The organism is Pseudomonas sp. GD04019, from assembly GCF_029837695.1.
In the GTDB taxonomy this organism is placed as follows: Bacteria; Pseudomonadota; Gammaproteobacteria; order Pseudomonadales; family Pseudomonadaceae; genus Aquipseudomonas.
In genome coordinates, this window is record NZ_JAOEEA010000008.1 from 164,332 (window position 1) to 181,907 (window position 17,576).

General features: G+C 67.6%; 15 protein-coding genes. 9 read left to right on the forward strand and 6 right to left on the reverse strand.

Annotation, left to right across the window (positions count from 1 at the left end; translation table 11 throughout):
• Positions 1–116: 116 nt before the first annotated feature.
• Genes N7607_RS14225 through gatC form a run of 5 tightly spaced genes read right to left on the reverse strand, consistent with a single transcriptional unit; the run spans position 117 to position 4,244 of the window.
• Positions 117–488 carry a carboxymuconolactone decarboxylase family protein gene (locus tag N7607_RS14225; protein ID WP_279866239.1) on the reverse strand — a complete coding sequence of 124 codons (372 nt, stop codon included), beginning with the start codon at positions 486–488 and terminating at the stop codon, positions 117–119.
• A 34-nt stretch (positions 489–522) separates the two neighbouring features.
• Positions 523–978 (reverse strand): septal ring lytic transglycosylase RlpA family protein, encoded by a 456-nt coding sequence (locus N7607_RS14230; RefSeq protein ID WP_279866238.1) that lies wholly within the window; start codon positions 976–978, stop codon positions 523–525.
• A gap of 50 nt (positions 979–1,028) precedes the next feature.
• Positions 1,029–2,474, reverse strand: coding sequence for an Asp-tRNA(Asn)/Glu-tRNA(Gln) amidotransferase subunit GatB (gene gatB / locus N7607_RS14235; protein WP_137974961.1), 1,446 nt, complete (start codon positions 2,472–2,474; stop codon positions 1,029–1,031).
• 14 nt (positions 2,475–2,488) lie between these two features.
• Entirely contained in the window at positions 2,489–3,940 is a 1,452-nt protein-coding gene (gene gatA / locus N7607_RS14240) for an Asp-tRNA(Asn)/Glu-tRNA(Gln) amidotransferase subunit GatA (protein ID WP_279866237.1), read from the reverse strand.
• Positions 3,941–3,956: 16 nt separating this feature from the next.
• A complete protein-coding gene (gatC, locus tag N7607_RS14245) occupies positions 3,957–4,244 on the reverse strand; it encodes an Asp-tRNA(Asn)/Glu-tRNA(Gln) amidotransferase subunit GatC (protein WP_279866236.1) in 288 nt (95 codons plus the stop codon).
• Between the two features lie 218 nt (positions 4,245–4,462).
• On the opposite strand from gatC, the gene mreB reads away from it, so the two are divergent.
• From mreB to tldD, 8 genes are all read left to right on the forward strand, one after another.
• Complete coding sequence (gene mreB, locus N7607_RS14250) at positions 4,463–5,500, forward strand: rod shape-determining protein MreB (protein WP_021701292.1); 1,038 nt, start codon at positions 4,463–4,465, stop codon at positions 5,498–5,500.
• 79 nt (positions 5,501–5,579) lie between these two features.
• Positions 5,580–6,611, forward strand: a complete 1,032-nt coding sequence (gene mreC / locus N7607_RS14255) for a rod shape-determining protein MreC (RefSeq protein ID WP_279866308.1) — start codon at positions 5,580–5,582, stop codon at positions 6,609–6,611.
• Positions 6,611–7,099 (forward strand): rod shape-determining protein MreD, encoded by a 489-nt coding sequence (mreD, locus tag N7607_RS14260; protein ID WP_279866235.1) that lies wholly within the window; start codon positions 6,611–6,613, stop codon positions 7,097–7,099. The genes mreC and mreD overlap by 1 nt, the downstream gene beginning before the upstream one ends.
• Positions 7,100–7,132: 33 nt before the next feature.
• Complete coding sequence (locus N7607_RS14265; RefSeq protein ID WP_279866234.1) at positions 7,133–7,717, forward strand: Maf family protein; 585 nt, start codon at positions 7,133–7,135, stop codon at positions 7,715–7,717.
• A 69-nt stretch (positions 7,718–7,786) separates the two neighbouring features.
• Entirely contained in the window at positions 7,787–9,244 is a 1,458-nt protein-coding gene (gene rng / locus N7607_RS14270) for a ribonuclease G (protein ID WP_279866233.1), read from the forward strand.
• Entirely contained in the window at positions 9,245–13,084 is a 3,840-nt protein-coding gene (locus N7607_RS14275) for a YhdP family protein (protein ID WP_279866232.1), read from the forward strand.
• A 46-nt stretch (positions 13,085–13,130) separates the two neighbouring features.
• On the forward strand, positions 13,131–13,985 hold the full coding sequence (locus N7607_RS14280) for a carbon-nitrogen hydrolase family protein (RefSeq protein ID WP_279866231.1): 855 nt from the start codon (positions 13,131–13,133) through the stop codon (positions 13,983–13,985).
• Complete coding sequence (gene tldD / locus N7607_RS14285) at positions 13,982–15,439, forward strand: metalloprotease TldD (protein ID WP_279866230.1); 1,458 nt, start codon at positions 13,982–13,984, stop codon at positions 15,437–15,439. Before N7607_RS14280 ends, tldD begins: the two co-directional genes overlap by 4 nt.
• Before the next feature lie 60 nt (positions 15,440–15,499).
• On the opposite strand, the gene yjgA is transcribed toward tldD, so the two are convergent.
• On the reverse strand, positions 15,500–16,021 hold the full coding sequence (gene yjgA / locus N7607_RS14290; protein WP_279866229.1) for a ribosome biogenesis factor YjgA: 522 nt from the start codon (positions 16,019–16,021) through the stop codon (positions 15,500–15,502).
• A gap of 89 nt (positions 16,022–16,110) precedes the next feature.
• Between yjgA and pmbA the strand changes: the two genes are divergently transcribed.
• The gene (gene pmbA, locus N7607_RS14295) at positions 16,111–17,457 is read left to right on the forward strand and encodes a metalloprotease PmbA (protein WP_279866228.1); all 1,347 of its coding nucleotides are present in this window, start codon (positions 16,111–16,113) and stop codon (positions 17,455–17,457) included.
• The last annotated feature ends 119 nt before the right edge of the window (positions 17,458–17,576 follow it).

Consider the following 17,576-nt stretch of genomic DNA (forward strand, 5'->3'; position numbering starts at 1 on the left):
GGACATTGCGTCCGCGGCGCCGACAGCACTGCCTGTCGAGGGCGTGAATTATGCGCCTGCCCGCCATCCTGGCGAGCGGTGCGGATCGGTGAAATTCGAGCGCTTTGTGCGCTGTGTCACGCTTGCTCGGCGATCACTTCCTGGGCTGCGCGAAAGGCATCGATGGCCGCCGGCACGCCGGCATAGACGGCGCAGTGCAGCAGGGCCTCGCGGATTTCCTCCACCGTGCAGCCGTTGTTCAGCGCGCCGCGCACGTGGCCCTTCAGCTCCTGCGGGCACTTCAGCGCGGTCAGCGCGGCCAGGGTGATCAGGCTGCGGGTCTTGCGCTCCAGCACACCGCGGGTCCAGACCCCGCCCCAGGCGTGTTGGTTGACGAATTCCTGCAGCGGCTGGGTGAAGTCGGTGGCGTTGTTCAGGGCGCGGTCGACGAAGGCGTCGCCCATGACTTCACGGCGCACCTGTTCGCCGGCTTTGGCGTTGTCGTTCATTGCATGCTCCTGGTGATCCCTGCGATGGCGGGCGTTAGTTGTCCACGCTCTCGACGCGCACCTGGGCGACGCCGGCGCGCAACATGCCCAGTTCACGGGCGGCGGCTTGCGACAGGTCGATCAGGCGGCCGCGGGTATGCGGGCCGCGGTCGGTGATGCGCACCACCACCGAGCGGTGGTTACTCAGGTTGGTGACCTTGACCCGCGTGCCGAACGGCAGCTCGCGATGGGCGGCGGTGAAGGCGTTGTTGTTCAGGCGCTCGCCGCTGGCGGTGCGCCGGCCGTGGTGGCGCGAGGCGTAGTAGGACGCCTTGCCCTTGGCCTGGTAGCTCGGCTCTGCCGCCGGCTTGGTGTCCGCTTTAGCCGGTGCGCTGACGCTCGGCGCCGGCTTCGGCGGCGTGGCTGGTGCCTCGGGGCGCTGTGCGCTGGGCTGGCTGGCGCAGCCGGCCAGTAGCAACAGCGGCAGGAAGATGGTCGCGATCTTGTGCATGGCGGCTCCCAGAGAGAACAACGCCGGGTTGCCCCGGCGTCGCTGCGCTCTTAGTTTTCGAGCTTCTTCTTGAGAAGTTCGTTCACCTGGCCGGGGTTGGCCTTGCCCTTGGCGGCTTTCATCGCCTGGCCGACGAAGAAGCCGAACATCTTGCCGCGCTTGGCCTCGTCGCTGGCGCGGTACTGTTCGACCTGCTCGGCGTTGGCAGCCAGTACTTCGTCGAGCAGCTTCTCGACGGCACCGCTGTCGGTGTTCTGCACCAGGTCCTTGGCTTTGATGATCTCGTCCGGCGAGCCTTCACCTTCGGCCATGGCGGCGAACACGGTCTTCGCGGCCTTGCCGTTGATGGTGCCGTCCTTCAGGCGCAGGATCATCTCGCCCAGGTGCTGGGCGGAGACTGGCGACTGCTCGATCTCCAGGTTGTCCTTGTTGAGCAGGCTGGACAGCTCGCCCATCACCCAGTTGGCGGCCAGCTTGGCATCGCCGCAGGTCTGCTGGACCTGCTCGAAGTAGTCGGCCAACTCGCGGCTGGCGGCCAGCACGCTGGCGTCGTAGGCGGACAGGCCAAACTGCGCCTCGAAGCGCTCGCGCTTCTGCACCGGCAGCTCCGGCAGGCTGGCGCGAACCTCGTCGAGGAAGCTCTGCTCGATCACCACCGGCAGCAGGTCGGGGCAGGGGAAGTAGCGGTAGTCGTTGGCTTCTTCCTTGCTGCGCATGGAGCGCGTCTCGTTGGCCGCCACGTCGTACAGCACGGTTTCCTGGACGATCTTGCGGCCGGATTCCAGCTCGTCGATCTGCCAGGCGATTTCGGTGTTGATGGCGCGCTCGATGAACTTGAACGAGTTGACGTTCTTGATCTCGCGGCGGGTGCCGAACTCGGCCTGGCCCTTGGGGCGTACCGAGACGTTGCAGTCGCAGCGCAGCGAGCCTTCGGCCATGTTGCCGTCGCAGATGCCCAGATAACGCACCAAGGCGTGGATGGCCTTGGCGTAGGCCACGGCTTCCTTGGCGCTGCGCATTTCCGGTTCGGAGACGATCTCCAGCAGCGGCGTGCCGGCACGGTTGAGGTCGATGCCGCTCATGCCGTGGAAGTCTTCGTGCAGGCTCTTGCCGGCGTCTTCTTCCAGGTGCGCGCGGGTGATACCGATGCGTTTGGTGCTGCCGTCTTCCAGGGTGATGTCGAGGAAGCCCTTGCCGACGATGGGGTGGTCCATCTGGCTGGTCTGGTAGCCCTTGGGCAGATCCGGGTAGAAGTAGTTCTTGCGCGCGAAGACATTCTTCGGCGCGATCTCGGCGTCGATCGCCAGGCCGAACTTGCAGGCCATGCGCACGGCCTCGGCGTTCAGCACCGGCAGGGTGCCGGGCATGCCCAGGTCGACCAGGCTGGCCTGGGTATTGGGCTCGGCGCCGAAGGTGGTGGCGCTGCCGGAGAAAATCTTCGATTGGGTGCTGAGCTGAGCGTGGATCTCAAGCCCGATCACGGTTTCCCATTGCATGTCTTGATCCTTCCTCAGAAGCCGCTCGGTGCTTGTTTGTGCCAGTCGCTGACCTGCTGGTACTGGTGCGCGACATTCAGCAGGCGACCTTCCTGGAAGTAGTTGCCGAGCAACTGCACGCCGACCGGCAGACCGTCGACGAAGCCGGCGGGCATCGACAGGCCGGGGATGCCGGCCAGGTTGGCGGTGATGGTGTAGATGTCTTCCAGGTATTCGGCGACCGGGTCGTTGTTCTTTGCGCCGATCTTCCAGGCCAGGTTCGGCGTGGTCGGGCCGAGGATCACGTCGACCTCGTTGAAGGCCGCGACGAAGTCGTTCTTGATCAGCCGGCGGATCTGCTGGGCCTTGATGTAGTAGGCGTCGTAGTAGCCGGCGGACAGCGCGTAGGTGCCGACCATGATGCGCCGCTTCACCTCCGCGCCGAAGCCCTCACCGCGCGAGCGCTTGTACAGGTCCTGCAGGTCCTTGGGGTTCTCGCAGCGGTAGCCGAAGCGCACGCCGTCGAAGCGCGACAGGTTGGAGCTGGCCTCGGCCGGGGCGATCACGTAGTAGGCCGGGATGGCGTGCTGCATGTTCGGCAGCGAGATGTCCTTGACCGTGGCGCCGAGCTTCTTCAGCTCATCGACCACCGCCAGCACCCTCTCGCCGATGCGGGCATCGAGGCCGGCGCCGAAGTACTCCTTCGGCAGGCCGATGCGCAGGCCGGCCAGCGGTTGGCTCAGGGCGGCCAGGTAGTCATCGACCGGCTGGTCGACGCTGGTCGAGTCCTTCGGATCGAAGCCGGCCATGGCGCCCAGCAGCAGGGCGCAGTCCTCGGCGGTGCGGGCCAGTGGGCCGCCCTGATCGAGGCTGGAGGCATAGGCGATCATGCCCCAGCGGGAGACGCGGCCGTAGGTCGGCTTGATCCCGGTGAGGTTGGTCAGTGCGGCCGGCTGGCGGATCGAGCCGCCGGTGTCGGTGCCGGTGGCAGCCGGCAACAGGCGCGCGGCTACGGCAGCGGCGCTACCGCCGGAGGAGCCGCCCGGTACGCGGGAGGTGTCCCAGGGGTTCTTCACCGCGCCGTAGTGGCTGGATTCGTTGGCCGAGCCCATGGCGAACTCGTCCATGTTCAGCTTGCCCAGGGTGACGGTGCCGGCGGCGGCCAATTTATCGACCACGGTGGCGTCGTAGGGCGCCTTGAAACCGGTGAGGATCTTCGAGCCGCAGCTGGTCAGCACGCCCTTGGTGCAAAACAGGTCCTTGTGGCCGATCGGCGCGCCGAGCAGGGCGCCGTCTTCACCACTGGCGCGGCGGGCATCGGCGGCCTTGGCCTGGCTCAGGGCCAGCTCCTCGGTGACGGTAATAAAGCTGTTGAGATGCGGGTCAAGCTGCTGGATACGGGCCAGCAGGGCGCCGGTCAGCTCGGCGGAGGAGAAGGTCTTGTCCTTCAGGCCGCGGGCGATCTCGGCCAGGGTCAGTTGGTGCATGGGAAACCCTTTCCTTTTATTCGATGACTTTCGGCACGAGGAACAGGCCGCTTTCCACGGCCGGGGCAACCGCCTGGTAGGCGTCGCGCTGGTTCTGTTCGGTCACCACATCGGCGCGCAGGCGCTGGGTGGCTTCCAGCGGGTGGGCCAGGGGCTCGACGCCGCTGGTGTCGACCGCCTGCATGGCGTCGATCAGGCCGAGGATGTTGTTGAGGGTCGCGGTGGTTTGTGGAATCTCGCCTTCGCTCAGGCCGAGACGGGCCAGATGGGCGATTTTTTCCACGTCGGAGCGTTCGAGCGCCATCGTGATTCTCCAAGAAGCAGGCGGGTGACCGGGCGGAAGCAGGCGGGGAACGGATGCCGCATGGGGCGGTCAGATGCCGCGATTTGGGGCCCTAAAGGCCCGGAAAAGCAGGCAATTTAGCACAGACGCCGCCTTGCCCAAAAGGTCGCTCATTGATAGAGTTTGCCGCACTTTTTTACCCAGCGTTTTCATCGCGCTCTGTCTAGGGCTTCTTTCTCATGTTCAAGAAACTGCGTGGCATGTTTTCCAGCGATCTGTCGATCGACCTGGGCACCGCCAATACCCTGATTTATGTCCGCGAGCGTGGCATCGTCCTCAACGAGCCGTCCGTGGTCGCCATTCGTAGCAGTGGCAACCAGAAATCTGTGGTCGCCGTCGGCACCGAGGCCAAGCGCATGCTGGGCCGTACTCCGGGCAACATTTCCGCCATCCGCCCGATGAAAGATGGCGTGATCGCCGACTTCAGCGTCTGCGAGAAGATGCTGCAGTACTTCATCAACAAGGTTCACGAGAACAGCTTCCTGCAGCCGTCGCCGCGCGTGCTGATCTGCGTACCGTGCAAATCCACCCAGGTCGAACGCCGCGCCATCCGCGAATCCGCCCTCGGCGCCGGTGCCCGTGAAGTGTTCCTGATCGAAGAACCGATGGCCGCCGCCATCGGTGCCGGCCTGCCGGTCGAAGAGGCCCGCGGCTCGATGGTCGTCGATATCGGCGGTGGTACCACCGAAATCGCCCTGATCTCGCTGAACGGCGTGGTCTACGCCGAATCCGTGCGTGTCGGCGGCGACCGCTTCGACGAAGCCATCATCACCTACGTGCGCCGCAACTACGGTTCGCTGATCGGCGAATCCACCGCCGAGCGCATCAAGCAGGAAATCGGCACCGCCTACGCCGGCGGTGACGTGCGCGAAGTCGACGTGCGCGGCCGCAACCTGGCCGAAGGCGTACCGCGTAGCTTCACCCTGAACTCCAACGAAGTGCTGGAGGCGCTGCAGGAGTCCCTGGCGACCATCGTCCAGGCCGTGAAGAGCGCCCTGGAGCAATCCCCGCCCGAGCTGGCCTCGGACATCGCCGAGCGCGGTCTGGTGCTGACCGGCGGTGGCGCCCTGCTGCGCGACCTGGACAAGCTGCTGGCCCAGGAAACCGGCCTGCCTGTGATCGTCGCCGAAGACCCGCTGACCTGTGTGGCGCGCGGCGGTGGCCGTGCCCTGGAGATGATGGATCGTCACTCCATGGACCTGCTGTCCACCGAGTGATCTTTCCCGATGTGAGCCGAAGCCGGAAGCCGAACCTTCCGGCTTTGTGTTTTCTAGCCGTCAGCCGAGGGTAGCTGCCATCAAACCGCTATTTGCCAAGGGACCGTCGCTGGGCGTACGACTGCTGGTGCTGGTCGTGCTGTCGGCCGTGCTGATGGTGGTGGATGCGCGTTTCGAGGTGCTGCAGCCGCTGCGCGCCCAGGTCGGCCTGATCACCGAGCCGGCCTATCGCATCGCCCGCCTGCCGGTCACCCTCTGGGAGGATGCCAATCAGCAGCTGACCAGCCGCAGCGAGCTGATGGCCGAGAACGAGAAGCTCAAGGCCGAGTCGTTGCTGATGCAGGGCCGCCTGCAGAAGCTGGCCACCCTCACCGAGCAGAACGTGCGCCTGCGCGAACTGCTCAACTCCGCCGCCCTGGTGGACGAGCGGGTGCTGGTCACCGAACTGATCGGCGTCGATCCCAATCCCTTCACCCACCGCATCCTGATCGACAAGGGCGAGAAGGATGGCGTGTTCATCGGCCAGCCGGTGCTCGACGCCCGCGGCCTGATGGGCCAGGTGGTCGAGGTGATGCCCTATACCGCCCGCGTGCTGCTGCTCACCGACACCAACCACAGCATTCCGGTGCAGGTGAACCGCAATGGCCTGCGTGCCATCGCCGCCGGCAACGGCAATCCGGAGCGCCTGGAGCTGCGCCACGTGGCCGATACCGCGGATATCAAGGAAGGCGATCTGCTGGTCAGCTCCGGCATGGGCCAGCGCTTCCCGGCCGGCTATCCGGTGGCCACGGTCAACGAAGTGGTGCATGACTCCGGACAGCCCTTCGCCATTGTCCGCGCGGTACCCACCGCCGCCCTCAATCGCAGCCGCTACATGTTGCTGGTATTCACCGACGGCCGCACCGCCGAGCAGCGTGCCACCGAGGCTGCCGAGGCCCAGGAAGCCGCCGACCGCGAGGCCGCCGACGGCCAGGCCCGGCCCGAGACGCAGCCGACCCCGGCCGCCACGCCGCCGCAGGGTTCACCGAGCGGTGCGACGCCGACGCGATCCGCGGCCACCCCGGCACCTGCCGCCCCCGCCGCTCCGGCCGTCGAACGGGAGAGTCAGTGATGGTCCAGGTCAAGGCACACAACAGCTGGGTGATCTGGTTCACCCTGATCCTCGCCCTGCTGCTCAGCGTGGCGCCCATGCCGCAGTTCATGGAAATCGGTCGCCCGCTGTGGCTGGCCCTGCTCCTGTCCTACTGGGTGCTGGCCGTGCCGCATCGCATCGGCATGGTCAGCGCCTGGTGCCTGGGGCTGGTGCAGGACGTGCTGTTCGGCTCGCTGCTCGGGCAGAACGCGCTGATCCTCACCCTGATTATCTTCCTGGTGCTGTCCCTGCAGCGCCGTCTGCAGATGTTCCCCATGTGGCAGCAGAGCCTGGTGCTGCTGGTGGTGTTCGGCATCGCCCAGCTGGTGCAGCTGTGGCTCAACGCGCTGACCGGCAACCGCCCGCCGACCCTGGCCTTCGTCCTGCCGGCGCTGATCAGCGCCTTGCTCTGGCCCTGGGTGTTCGCCATCCTGCGTGGGCTGCAGCAGCGTTTCGCCATTCGCTGACCCGCCATCCCCACCTGACCCGGAGACCTCTGCATGGCCACGCTTCATCTGGCTTCGGGTTCCCCCCGCCGGCGCGAGTTGCTGGCGCAGATCGGCGTGCCCTTCGTCACGCTGAGCGCAGCCATCGATGAAACGGCATTGCCCAACGAGCCGGCAGAGCGCTATGTAGAGCGCCTGGCGCGGGAAAAGGCGCAGGCCGGGCTGGCTGCACTGGGGCAGGCGCAGACAGCCGTGGTGCTGGGCGCCGACACCAGCGTGGTGCTCGACGGGCGTATTCTCGGCAAGCCGGAGAACCGCGCCGAGGCGCTGGCGACCCTGGCGGCGCTGTCCGGGCGCGAGCACCAGGTGCTGACCGCCGTCGCCCTGGCCAGCAGCGAACGTATCGAATCGCGGGTGGTGATCAGCCGGGTACGTTTCCGCCCGCTACGCGCCGGTGAGGCCGAGGCCTATTGGCAAACCGGTGAGCCGTGCGACAAGGCGGGCAGCTATGGTATTCAGGGACTGGCGGCGGTGTTCGTCAGCCAGATCGAGGGTAGCTATTCGGCCGTGGTCGGCCTGCCGCTGTGCGAAACCGCGCAGCTGCTCGAGGAATTCGGGATTCCGTGCTGGCAGGCCTGACCTGCCGGCCCAAACAGTTAGCGTGGCAGCGGCCCCTGGCCAGCAGTCGCGACGCGCAGAGTAGGACGCATGAGCGAAGAAATCCTGATCAACATCACGCCGATGGAGTCGCGCGTGGCGGTGGTGGAAAACGGCGTGCTGCAGGAAGTGCACGTCGAGCGCACGCAGAAGCGCGGCATCGTCGGCAATATCTATAAAGGCAAGGTGGTGCGCGTGCTGCCGGGCATGCAGGCGGCATTCGTCGACATCGGCCTGGAGCGCGCCGCCTTCATCCACGCGGCGGAGATTTCCACCCGCGAAGGCAGCGCGGTGGAGTCCATCGGCGCGCTGGTCCATGAGGGCCAGAGCCTGGTGGTGCAGGTGACCAAGGACCCGATCGGCACCAAGGGCGCGCGCCTGACCACCCACCTGTCCATTCCCTCGCGCTATCTGGTCTACATGCCGCGCACCGCGCACGTCGGCATTTCGCTGAAGATCGAGGACGAGGCCGAGCGCGAGCGCCTCAAGCAGGTGGTGGCCGATTGCGTGGCCGCCGAGGGCATCGAGGAAGTCGGCGGCTTCATCCTCAGAACCGCCGCGGATGGCGCCGGGGCCGATGAGATCCTCGCCGATATCCGCTACCTGCGTCGCCTATGGGAGCAGATCGCCGCGCAGATGAAGACCGCGCCGACCCCCTCGGTGATCTATGAGGACCTGTCGCTGGCCCTGCGCACCCTGCGCGACCTGGTCAATCCGAAGATCGAGAAGATTCGCGTCGACTCGCGGGAGACCTTCGGCAAGATCATCCAGTTCGTCGACGAGCTGATGCCGGAGATCGCCGACCGCCTGGAGCACTACCCCGGCGAGCGACCAATCTTCGACCTGTACGGCGTCGAGGACGAGATCCAGCGCGCCCTGGAGCGCAAGGTGCCGCTCAAGTCCGGTGGCTACCTGATCGTCGACCCGGCCGAGGCGATGACCACCATCGACGTCAACACCGGCGCCTTCGTCGGCCACCGCACGCTCGAAGAAACCATCTTCAAGACCAACCTCGAGGCGGCCACCGCCATCGCCCGCCAGCTTCGCCTGCGCAACCTGGGCGGAATCATCATCATCGACTTCATCGACATGGAAGATGAAGAGCACCAGCGCCAGGTGCTGCGCACCCTGGAGAAGCAGTTGGAGCGTGACCATGCCAAGACCAACATCATCGGCATCACCGAACTGGGTCTGGTGCAGATGACCCGCAAGCGCACCCGCGAGAGCCTCGAGCAGGTGCTGTGCGAGCCGTGCAGCTGCTGCCAGGGCCGCGGCAAGCTGAAAACCCCGGAAACCATCTGCTACGAGATCTTCCGCGAGATCCTCCGCGAGGCCCGCGCCTACCAGGCCGAGGGCTACCTGGTGCTGGCCGAGCAGAAGGTGGTCGACCGTCTGCTGGACGAGGAGTCGGGCAACGTCGCCGACCTGGAGGCCTTCATCGGCCGGCCGATCAAGTTCCAGGTGGAGAGCATGTATTCCCAGGAGCAGTATGACGTGGTGCTGCTCTGAATGAACTTCCTCGCTAGCCTGCTGAACAGGCTGCTGCGCTGGGGCCTGGGCCTGTGCGCGCTGGTGCTGGTGCTGGCCGCGCTGTACGTCAGCCTGGGCCGCGAGCTGGTGCCGCTGGTGGCCGACTACCGCGACGAGGTCGAGACCAAGGCCGCCACGGCGCTGAACATGCCGCTCGCCATCGGCAGCCTGGAGGGCGGTTGGCGCGGCCTGGCACCGGTGCTCACGGCCCATGACGTGCTGGTCGGTGAAGGCGCCAGCGCCGTGCGCCTGGACCAGGTGCGCGTGGTGCCGGACGTGCTGGCCAGCCTGCTGGCGCGCCAGCCGCGCCTCGCCAACCTGCAGGTCGAGGGCCTGCAGCTGAGTCTGCGCCAGGACGCGCAAGGGCGCTGGGCGGTGGAGGGCCTGCCGCAGCGCGAGCCAGCCAAGCCCTTCGATCCGCAGAAGCTGATCGACGGCCTGGGCATGCTCAGCAAGGTTTCCCTGCTCGGCAGTCAGCTGACCTTCGAGCCCTTCGAGCAAGCGCCGCAGAGCCTCACCTACATCGACCTGACCCTGCGCAGCGGCAGCGTGCGCCAGCGCCTCGACGGTCGCCTGCGCCTGCCCGATGGCCAGCCGCTGGCGTTCAACCTGCGCCTGCGTCTGGACCGCCAGGACTGGCGCGCCAGCAGCGCCGACGCCTACCTCAGTCTGCCGCAGAGCGATTGGGCCGCTTGGCTGCCCCGGGGCCTGACCCGTGACTGGCAGCTGAGCAAGGCCCAGGCCGGCGGTGAGTTCTGGCTGGAGTGGGCGCAGGGTCGGGTGCAGCGCGGCGCCGCCCGCCTGCATGCGCCGGAGATTCGTGGCGCCTACGCCAAACGCGAGCCGGTGCAGGTCAACGACCTGGGCCTGAGTGCTTTCTTCGAGCGGCGCGCCGATGGCTTCGACCTGCTGGTGGATGCCCTGGCCCTGAGCCTGGGCGAGACCCGCTGGGGCGAGGCGCAGCTGGCGCTGCAACAGACCCTCGACGCCAATGGCCAGGTCGAGCGCTGGAGCCTGAGCGCCGACCATCTCGACCTGACCCCGCTGACGCCGGTGGTGCTGGCCCTGGCGCCGCTGCCGGACAAGGCCGCGGAAGTCGTCGGCGCGCTGCGCCCGCGTGGCGCCCTGCGCAACCTGCAGCTGGATTATCTGCCGCAGCTGACCGACGCCAAGCGCGTGCAGTTCTCGACCAATCTGGAGCGCGTCGGCATCGGCGCCTGGCAGGGCGTGCCGGCGGTGGACAATGCCAGCGGCAGCGTGCGCGGCGACCTGGGCGGCGGCGAGGGCCTGGCCGCCAGCGAGAATTTCGGCCTGCACTTCCCCAACCTGTTCCCGCAGATGTGGCGCTACCGCCAGGCCGGCGCCCGCCTGCTGTGGGAGCTCGATGACGAAGGCCTGACCCTGCAGAGCCCCTACCTGCAGGTGGTGGGCGACGAGGGGCGGATCGCCGGCGACTTCCTGGTGCGGATGAAGAAGGACCCGGCCCTGGAGGACTACATGGACCTGCGGGTCGGCCTGCAGGACGGCGATGCGCTGCAGGCCAAGAAGTACCTGCCGACCCTCTCCCCCGGCCTCAGTCCGGCCCTGGCCGAGTGGTTAAACGAATCGATCCGCAAGGGCCATATCGACGACGGCTGGTTCCAGTACCAGGGCTCCCTGGCCAAGGGCGCCGAGGATGCCTCGCGCAGCATCAGCCTGTACTTCCTGGTGGACGGCGCCGAACTGGCCTTCCAGCCCGGCTGGCCGGTGCTGCGCGAGGCGCGCGGCGAGGTGCTGATCGAGGACGACGGTGTCGATGTGCGGGTGCCCGAGGCGCGCATTCTCGACAGCCGCGTGCGCGATGTGACGGTCAACGTACCCAAGGCGCCTGCGGGGCAGCCGCCGCGCCTGGCGCTGAGTGGCGAACTGGACAGCAGCCTGCCCGACGCCCTGAAGATTCTCCAGGAAGCGCCGATCGGCACCGCCGAGATCTTTGCCGGCTGGCAGGGGCAGGGCCCGCTGAACGGCAAGCTGAAGCTGGACATCCCCCTGGCCAAGGGCCAGCCACCCCAGGTGCAGGTGGACTTCGCCACCGAGGGCGCACAGCTGCAGATCAGCACGCCCAAGCTGGCGCTGAGCCAGATCAAGGGCGCGTTTCGCTTCGATACCGCCACCGGCCTCAGCGCTCCGGATATCCGTGCCCAGGCCCTGGGCCACGCCGTGCGCGGCCGGGCCCTGGCCGAAGGCGCGCGTGGCAATGCGCGCACGCGCATCGAGGCCAGCGGCAAGATCGCCCTGGCCCAGCTCACCGGCTGGCTGGGCGTGACCCAGCCGCTGCCGCTCAAGGGCGAGATTCCCTACAAGCTGAACCTGGCACTGGACGGCGGCGACAGCCAGCTGCGCATCGAGTCCGACCTCAAGGGCCTGGCCGTGGAGCTGCCGGCGCCCTTCGCCAAGCTCGCCACTGACACGCGTCCCACTACCTGGCGCATGACCCTGCAGGGCAACGAGCGACGCTACTGGCTGGATTATGGCAACGTGGCCAGCCTGGCCTTCGCCGCCCCTCCGGGTGCGGCGCTGCAAGGGCGCGGCGAGCTGCGCCTGGGTGGCGAGCCGGCGCGCTTGCCCTCGGACCAGGGCCTGCGCGTCAGCGGGCGCATCGCCGAGCTGGACTGGAACGCCTGGCAGGCCGCGGCCAAGCCGCATGTCGGCCTGGCCGGGGATGGCCAGACCCTGCAGTTCTTCCGTGGTGCGGATCTGAACATCGACCGCTTCAGCGGCTTCGGTACCCAGGTCGACAATCTCGCGGTCAAACTGGCGCGGGCCCAGGCCGGCTGGCAGCTGGACCTGAACAGCGCGCTGCTGGAAGGCCAGGTCGGCCTGCCGGACGCCAAGGGTGCGCCGATCAGTATCGACCTGGCGCGCCTGAGCTTCCCGCCGGCCGAGCCGCGCAAAGCCGACCAGCCTGACGAGCCGGATGCCCCCGATCTGCTGGCCGCCGTCGATCCGCGGCAGATTCCCGCGCTGGACGTGCGCATCGCCAAGGTCATGCAGGGCGATGCGCTGATCGGCGCCTGGTCGCTCAAGGCGCGGCCGACGCCGCAAGGCGTGGCCTTCAGCGAGCTGTCGCTCGATCTCAAGGGCCTCAAGCTGGCTGGCAACGCCGGCTGGCAGGGCGCGCCGGGGGCCAGTTCCAGCTGGTACAAGGGCCGCATCGAGGGCAAGAACCTGGCCGATGTGCTCAGCGCCTGGGGCTACGCGCCCAGTGCCACCAGCGAGCGCTTCCGTCTGGATGTGGATGCCAGCTGGCCCGGATCGCCGGCCTGGTTCGCCCTCGAGCGCCTGTCCGGCCGTCTCGACGCCAGCCTGCGTAAAGGCCAGTTCGTCGAGGTACAGGGCTCTGCCTCGGCCCTGCGCGTGTTCGGCCTGCTCAACTTCAACTCGATCAGTCGGCGTCTGCGCCTGGACTTCTCCGACCTGCTCGGCAAGGGCTTCAGCTACGACACCACCAAGACCCTGCTGGTCGGCAAGGATGGTGTGTTCCAGACCCGCGAGCCGCTGCGCGTGGTCGGCCCGTCCAGCACCCTGGAGCTGAACGGCACCCTGGACATGGCCCGCGACCAGATCGACGCCAAGCTGCTGGTGACCCTGCCGGTGACCAACAACCTGCCGCTGGCGGCACTGATCGTCGGCGCGCCGGCTATCGGCGGCGCCCTGTTCGTGGCCGACAAGCTGCTCGGCGACCGCGTGGCGCGCTTCGCCAGCGTGCAGTACAAGGTCAAGGGCCCTTGGCAGAACCCCGAGATCAGCTTCGAAAAACCCTTCGAGAAGCCACGTTGAGGTCAGCACGGGCGACTTGCGGTAGCATGCGGGCAAGGAGGCGTTCATGTCCCTCGCCGTAATCCAGATGGTCAGCCAGGACGATGTCCTGGCCAATCTTGCCGCCGCCCGTCGTCTGCTCGAGCAGGCGGCCGAGCGCGGCGCGCGTCTCGCCGTGCTGCCGGAAAACTTCGCCGCCATGGGTCGCCGCGACCAGGCCGACCTCGGCCGCGCCGAGGCCGCGGGCGCTGGTCCGATCCTGCCCTGGCTGCGCCAGGCCACCCGTGATCTAAGGTTATGGGTAGTGGCCGGGACCATTCCCCTGCCGCCGGACGCCCGCCCCGAGGCCAAGGCCCATGCCTGCTCGCTGCTGGTCGACGAGCATGGCGAGCGGGTGGCGCGCTACGACAAGCTGCACCTGTTCGACGTGGATGTGGCCGACAGCCGTGGCCGCTACCGCGAGTCCGACGACTACGCCTTCGGCGAGCAGGTGGTGGTGGCCGAGACGCCCGTGGGGCGCCTGGGCCTGAGCGTGTGCTACGACCTGCGCTTCCCCGAGCTGTACAGCCGGCTGCGCGAGGCCGGCGCCGAACTGATCAGCGCGCCGGCGGCCTTCACCGCCGTTACCGGCGCTGCGCACTGGCAGGTGCTGACCCGCGCCCGCGCCATCGAGACCCAGTGCTACGTGCTGGCGGCGGGGCAGGGCGGTTCGCACCCGGGCGGGCGCGAGACCTTCGGCCACTCGGCGATCATCGACCCCTGGGGCCGGGTACTGGCCGAACAGGCAGAAGGCGAAGCGGTGCTGCTCGCCGAACGCGATGCCGCCGAGCAGGCCGCCGTGCGCCAGCGCATGCCGGTGGCGCGACACAGACGATTCATTGCGCCGGCCCAGCCCGGTCCGGCGCCGACGGAGCAGTTATGAGCGACATCCTCGGCCGCGTCAGCGGCCATCTGTTGGCCCCCGGCAACCTGACCATCGAGCAGTTGCCGGCGATCCTCGGCGAACTGGCCGGTCCCGGCATCGACGCGGCGGACCTGTACTTCCAGAGCCAGGTCTCCGAGTCCTGGGTGCTGGAAGACGGCATCGTCAAGGAGGGCAGCTTCAACCTCGACCAGGGCGTGGGCGTGCGCGCCCAGTCCGGCGAGAAGACCGGTTTCGCCTACAGCAACGCCATCCATGCCGAGGCTCTGAGCCAGGCGGCACGCGCCGCCCGTTCGATCGCCCGGGCCGGCCAGCAGGGCCGCGTGCAGGCCTTCGCCAGCCCGGCGGTGGTCGCCCTATATGGCCAGGACAACCCGCTGGAAGTGCTGGAGCGCGCCGAGAAGGTCGAGCTGCTCAAGCGCATCGACGTGTTCACCCGCACCCTCGACCCACGCATCAAGCAGGTCACGGTCAGCCTGGCCGGGGTCTGGGATCACGTGCTGGTGGCCGCCAGCGACGGCAGCCTGGGCGCCGACATCCGCCCGCTGGTGCGCTTCAACGTCAGTGTGATCGTCGAGCAGAACGGCCGCCGCGAGCGTGGCGGCCATGGCGGCGGCGGGCGCAGCGACTACCGCTACTTCCTCGAGCAGGACGGCAATGGCGAAGAGCGCGCCATGGGCTATGCCCGCGAGGCGCTGCGCCAGGCCCTGGTCAATTTGGAAGCGGTGCCCGCGCCGGCCGGCACCCTGCCGGTGGTGATGGGCGCCGGCTGGTCCGGCGTGCTGCTGCACGAGGCGGTCGGCCACGGTCTGGAAGGCGACTTCAACCGCAAGGGCAGTTCGGCCTACAGCGGCCGCGTCGGCCAGCCGGTGGCGTCCAAACTGTGCACCATCGTCGATGACGGCACCCTGGCCGGCCGCCGCGGCTCGCTGAGCCTGGACGACGAAGGCACTCGCACCCAGTGCACCACGCTGATCGAGAACGGCGTGCTCAAGGGCTATATGCAGGACAAGCTGAACGCCCGCCTGATGGGCGTGGCGCCGACCGGCAACGGCCGTCGCGAGTCCTACGCGCACCTGCCGATGCCGCGCATGACCAATACCTACATGCTGGCCGGCGAGAGCGACCCGGAAGAGATCATCCGCTCGGTGAAGCGCGGCATCTACTGCGCCAACCTTGGCGGCGGCCAGGTGGACATCACCAGCGGCAAGTTCGTGTTCTCCACCAGCGAGGCCTACCTGATCGAGGACGGCAGGATCACCACCCCGGTCAAGGGCGCAACCCTGATCGGAAACGGCCCGGAGGCCATGAGCAAGGTGTCCATGGTCGGCAACGACCTGGCCTTGGACAGCGGCGTGGGTACCTGCGGCAAGGACGGCCAGTCGGTGCCGGTGGGCGTCGGTCAGCCGACCCTGAAGATCGATGCGATCACCGTGGGTGGCACCGGCGCCTGAGGTGCCGGGCGGGAGAGTCTGAAGCAGGACGCGGCCTAGGCTGCGCCCGCAGAGGCAGGGTTAACGCAGGCCGCGCTGGACCTCGTCCAGATCGCGGATGTACTTGAAGATTTTGCGCGCGGCGGCTGGCGGTTTGTTCCGCACCGCCTCGTGCTGGGCATGACGGATCAGGCTGCGCAGGTGCTGGCGGTCGGCTTCCGGGTAGTCGACGACGAAGCTCTCCAGGGTGGTGTCGTCACCGGCGACCAGGCGATCGCGCCAGCGCTCCAGGGCGTGGAAGCGTTCGTTGTATTCGCGGGTGGAGCTGTCGACCTGGTCGATCAGGGCGAGGATGCCCTCGATGTCCTGGTCACGCATGAGCTTGCCGATGAACTGGACGTGGCGTTTCTTGGCGGCATTGGCCGTGTGTTTCGGCGCCTCGGCCAGGGCCTTGCGCAGGCCGTCGGTGATCGGCAGCTTGGCGACCAGGTCGGGCTTGAGGGTGGTCAAGCGAGCGCCGAGATCCTGCAGGGCGTGCAGCTCGCGCTTGATCTGGGTCTTGCTCTTCTCGCCGGAGAAGTCTTCGTCGTATGAATCAGCCATGGGGGCGGTCCGGATGGAAACGCCGCCATGATAACCAGTCAGGGAGGGCCTGTCCGCAGCGGACCGGCCGCCCGTCGTTGGAGTGCAACATGAGTTCAGCACAAGCAGTGGGCCCGCAGGCCCTGCCGGATCTGCAGGCGCAGGTCGAGCAGATCATCGCCGAGGCGCGCCGTCAGGGCGCCAGCGCCTGCGAAGTGGCGGTGTCGATGGAGCAGGGGCTGTCCACCACGGTGCGCCAGGGCGAGGTCGAGACGGTCGAGTTCAACCGCGACCAGGGCTTCGGCATTACCCTCTACGTCGGTCAGCGCAAGGGCTCGGCCAGCACCTCTGCCAGTGGCGAGGCGGCGATTCGCGAGACGGTGGCTGCCGCCCTGGCCATCGCCAAACATGCCTCGGAAGACGATTGCGCCGGCCTCGCCGACGCTGCGCTGATGGCCCGCGAGCTGCCCGAACTGGACCTCTACCATCGCTGGGCCATCGCGCCGGAACAGGCGGTGGAGCTGGCGCTAGCTTGCGAGGCGGCGGCTTTCGCCACCGACAAACGCATCAGCAACGCCGACGGCACCAGTCTCAGCACTCACCAGGGCTGCCGGGTCTATGGCAACAGTCATGGCTTTATCGGCGGCTACGCCAGCACTCGTCACAGCCTGAGCTGCGTGATGATCGCCGAGGGCGACGGGCAGATGCAGCGTGACTACTGGTACGACGTCAATCGCCAGGGCGAACTGCTGGCCGATCCGGCGAAGATTGGTCGCCTGGCCGCCGAACGCAGCGTGGCGCGCCTGGGCGCGCGACCGGTGCCGACCTGCGAGGTGCCGGTGCTGTTCGCCGCAGAGCTGGCGACCGGGCTATTCGGCCACCTGCTCGCGGCCATTTCCGGCGGCAACCTCTATCGCCATTCCTCATTCCTCGAGGGTGCGCTGGGTCAGCGCCTGTTCCCCGAATGGCTGAACCTCGACGAGCGTCCGCACATTCCGCGCGCCATGGGCAGTGCCACCTTCGACGGCGACGGCCTGGCCACTTATGCCAAGCCCTTCGTCGCTGGCGGCGAGCTGGTGTCCTACATCCTCGGCACCTACTCCGGGCGCAAGTTGGGCATGCCGAGCACGGCCAACTCCGGCGGCGTGCACAACCTGTTCGTCAGCCATGGCGATGAGGATCAGCAGGCGCTGCTCAAACGCATGGGACGTGGCCTGCTGGTCACCGAACTGATGGGGCAGGGCCTCAATCTGGTCACCGGCGACTACTCGCGCGGCGCCGCCGGCTTCTGGGTGGAGAACGGCGAGATCCAGTTCCCGGTGCAGGAAGTCACCATCGCCGGCAACCTGCGCGACATGTTCAGCCAGATAGTCGCAGTGGGTAGCGACCTGGAACTGCGCGGAAATATCCGCACCGGCTCGGTGCTGATCGAGCGGATGACCGTCGCCGGCAGCTGATAACGCAGCCGTCCAGCAAAGCCCGCCGCCTGCACAGGCCGCGGGCTTTTTGCTGTCTGCTGTTTGCCTGGTGTGGGATGCCCGTACAGTTAGTGTATTGATTATTCTTATCAAATAAG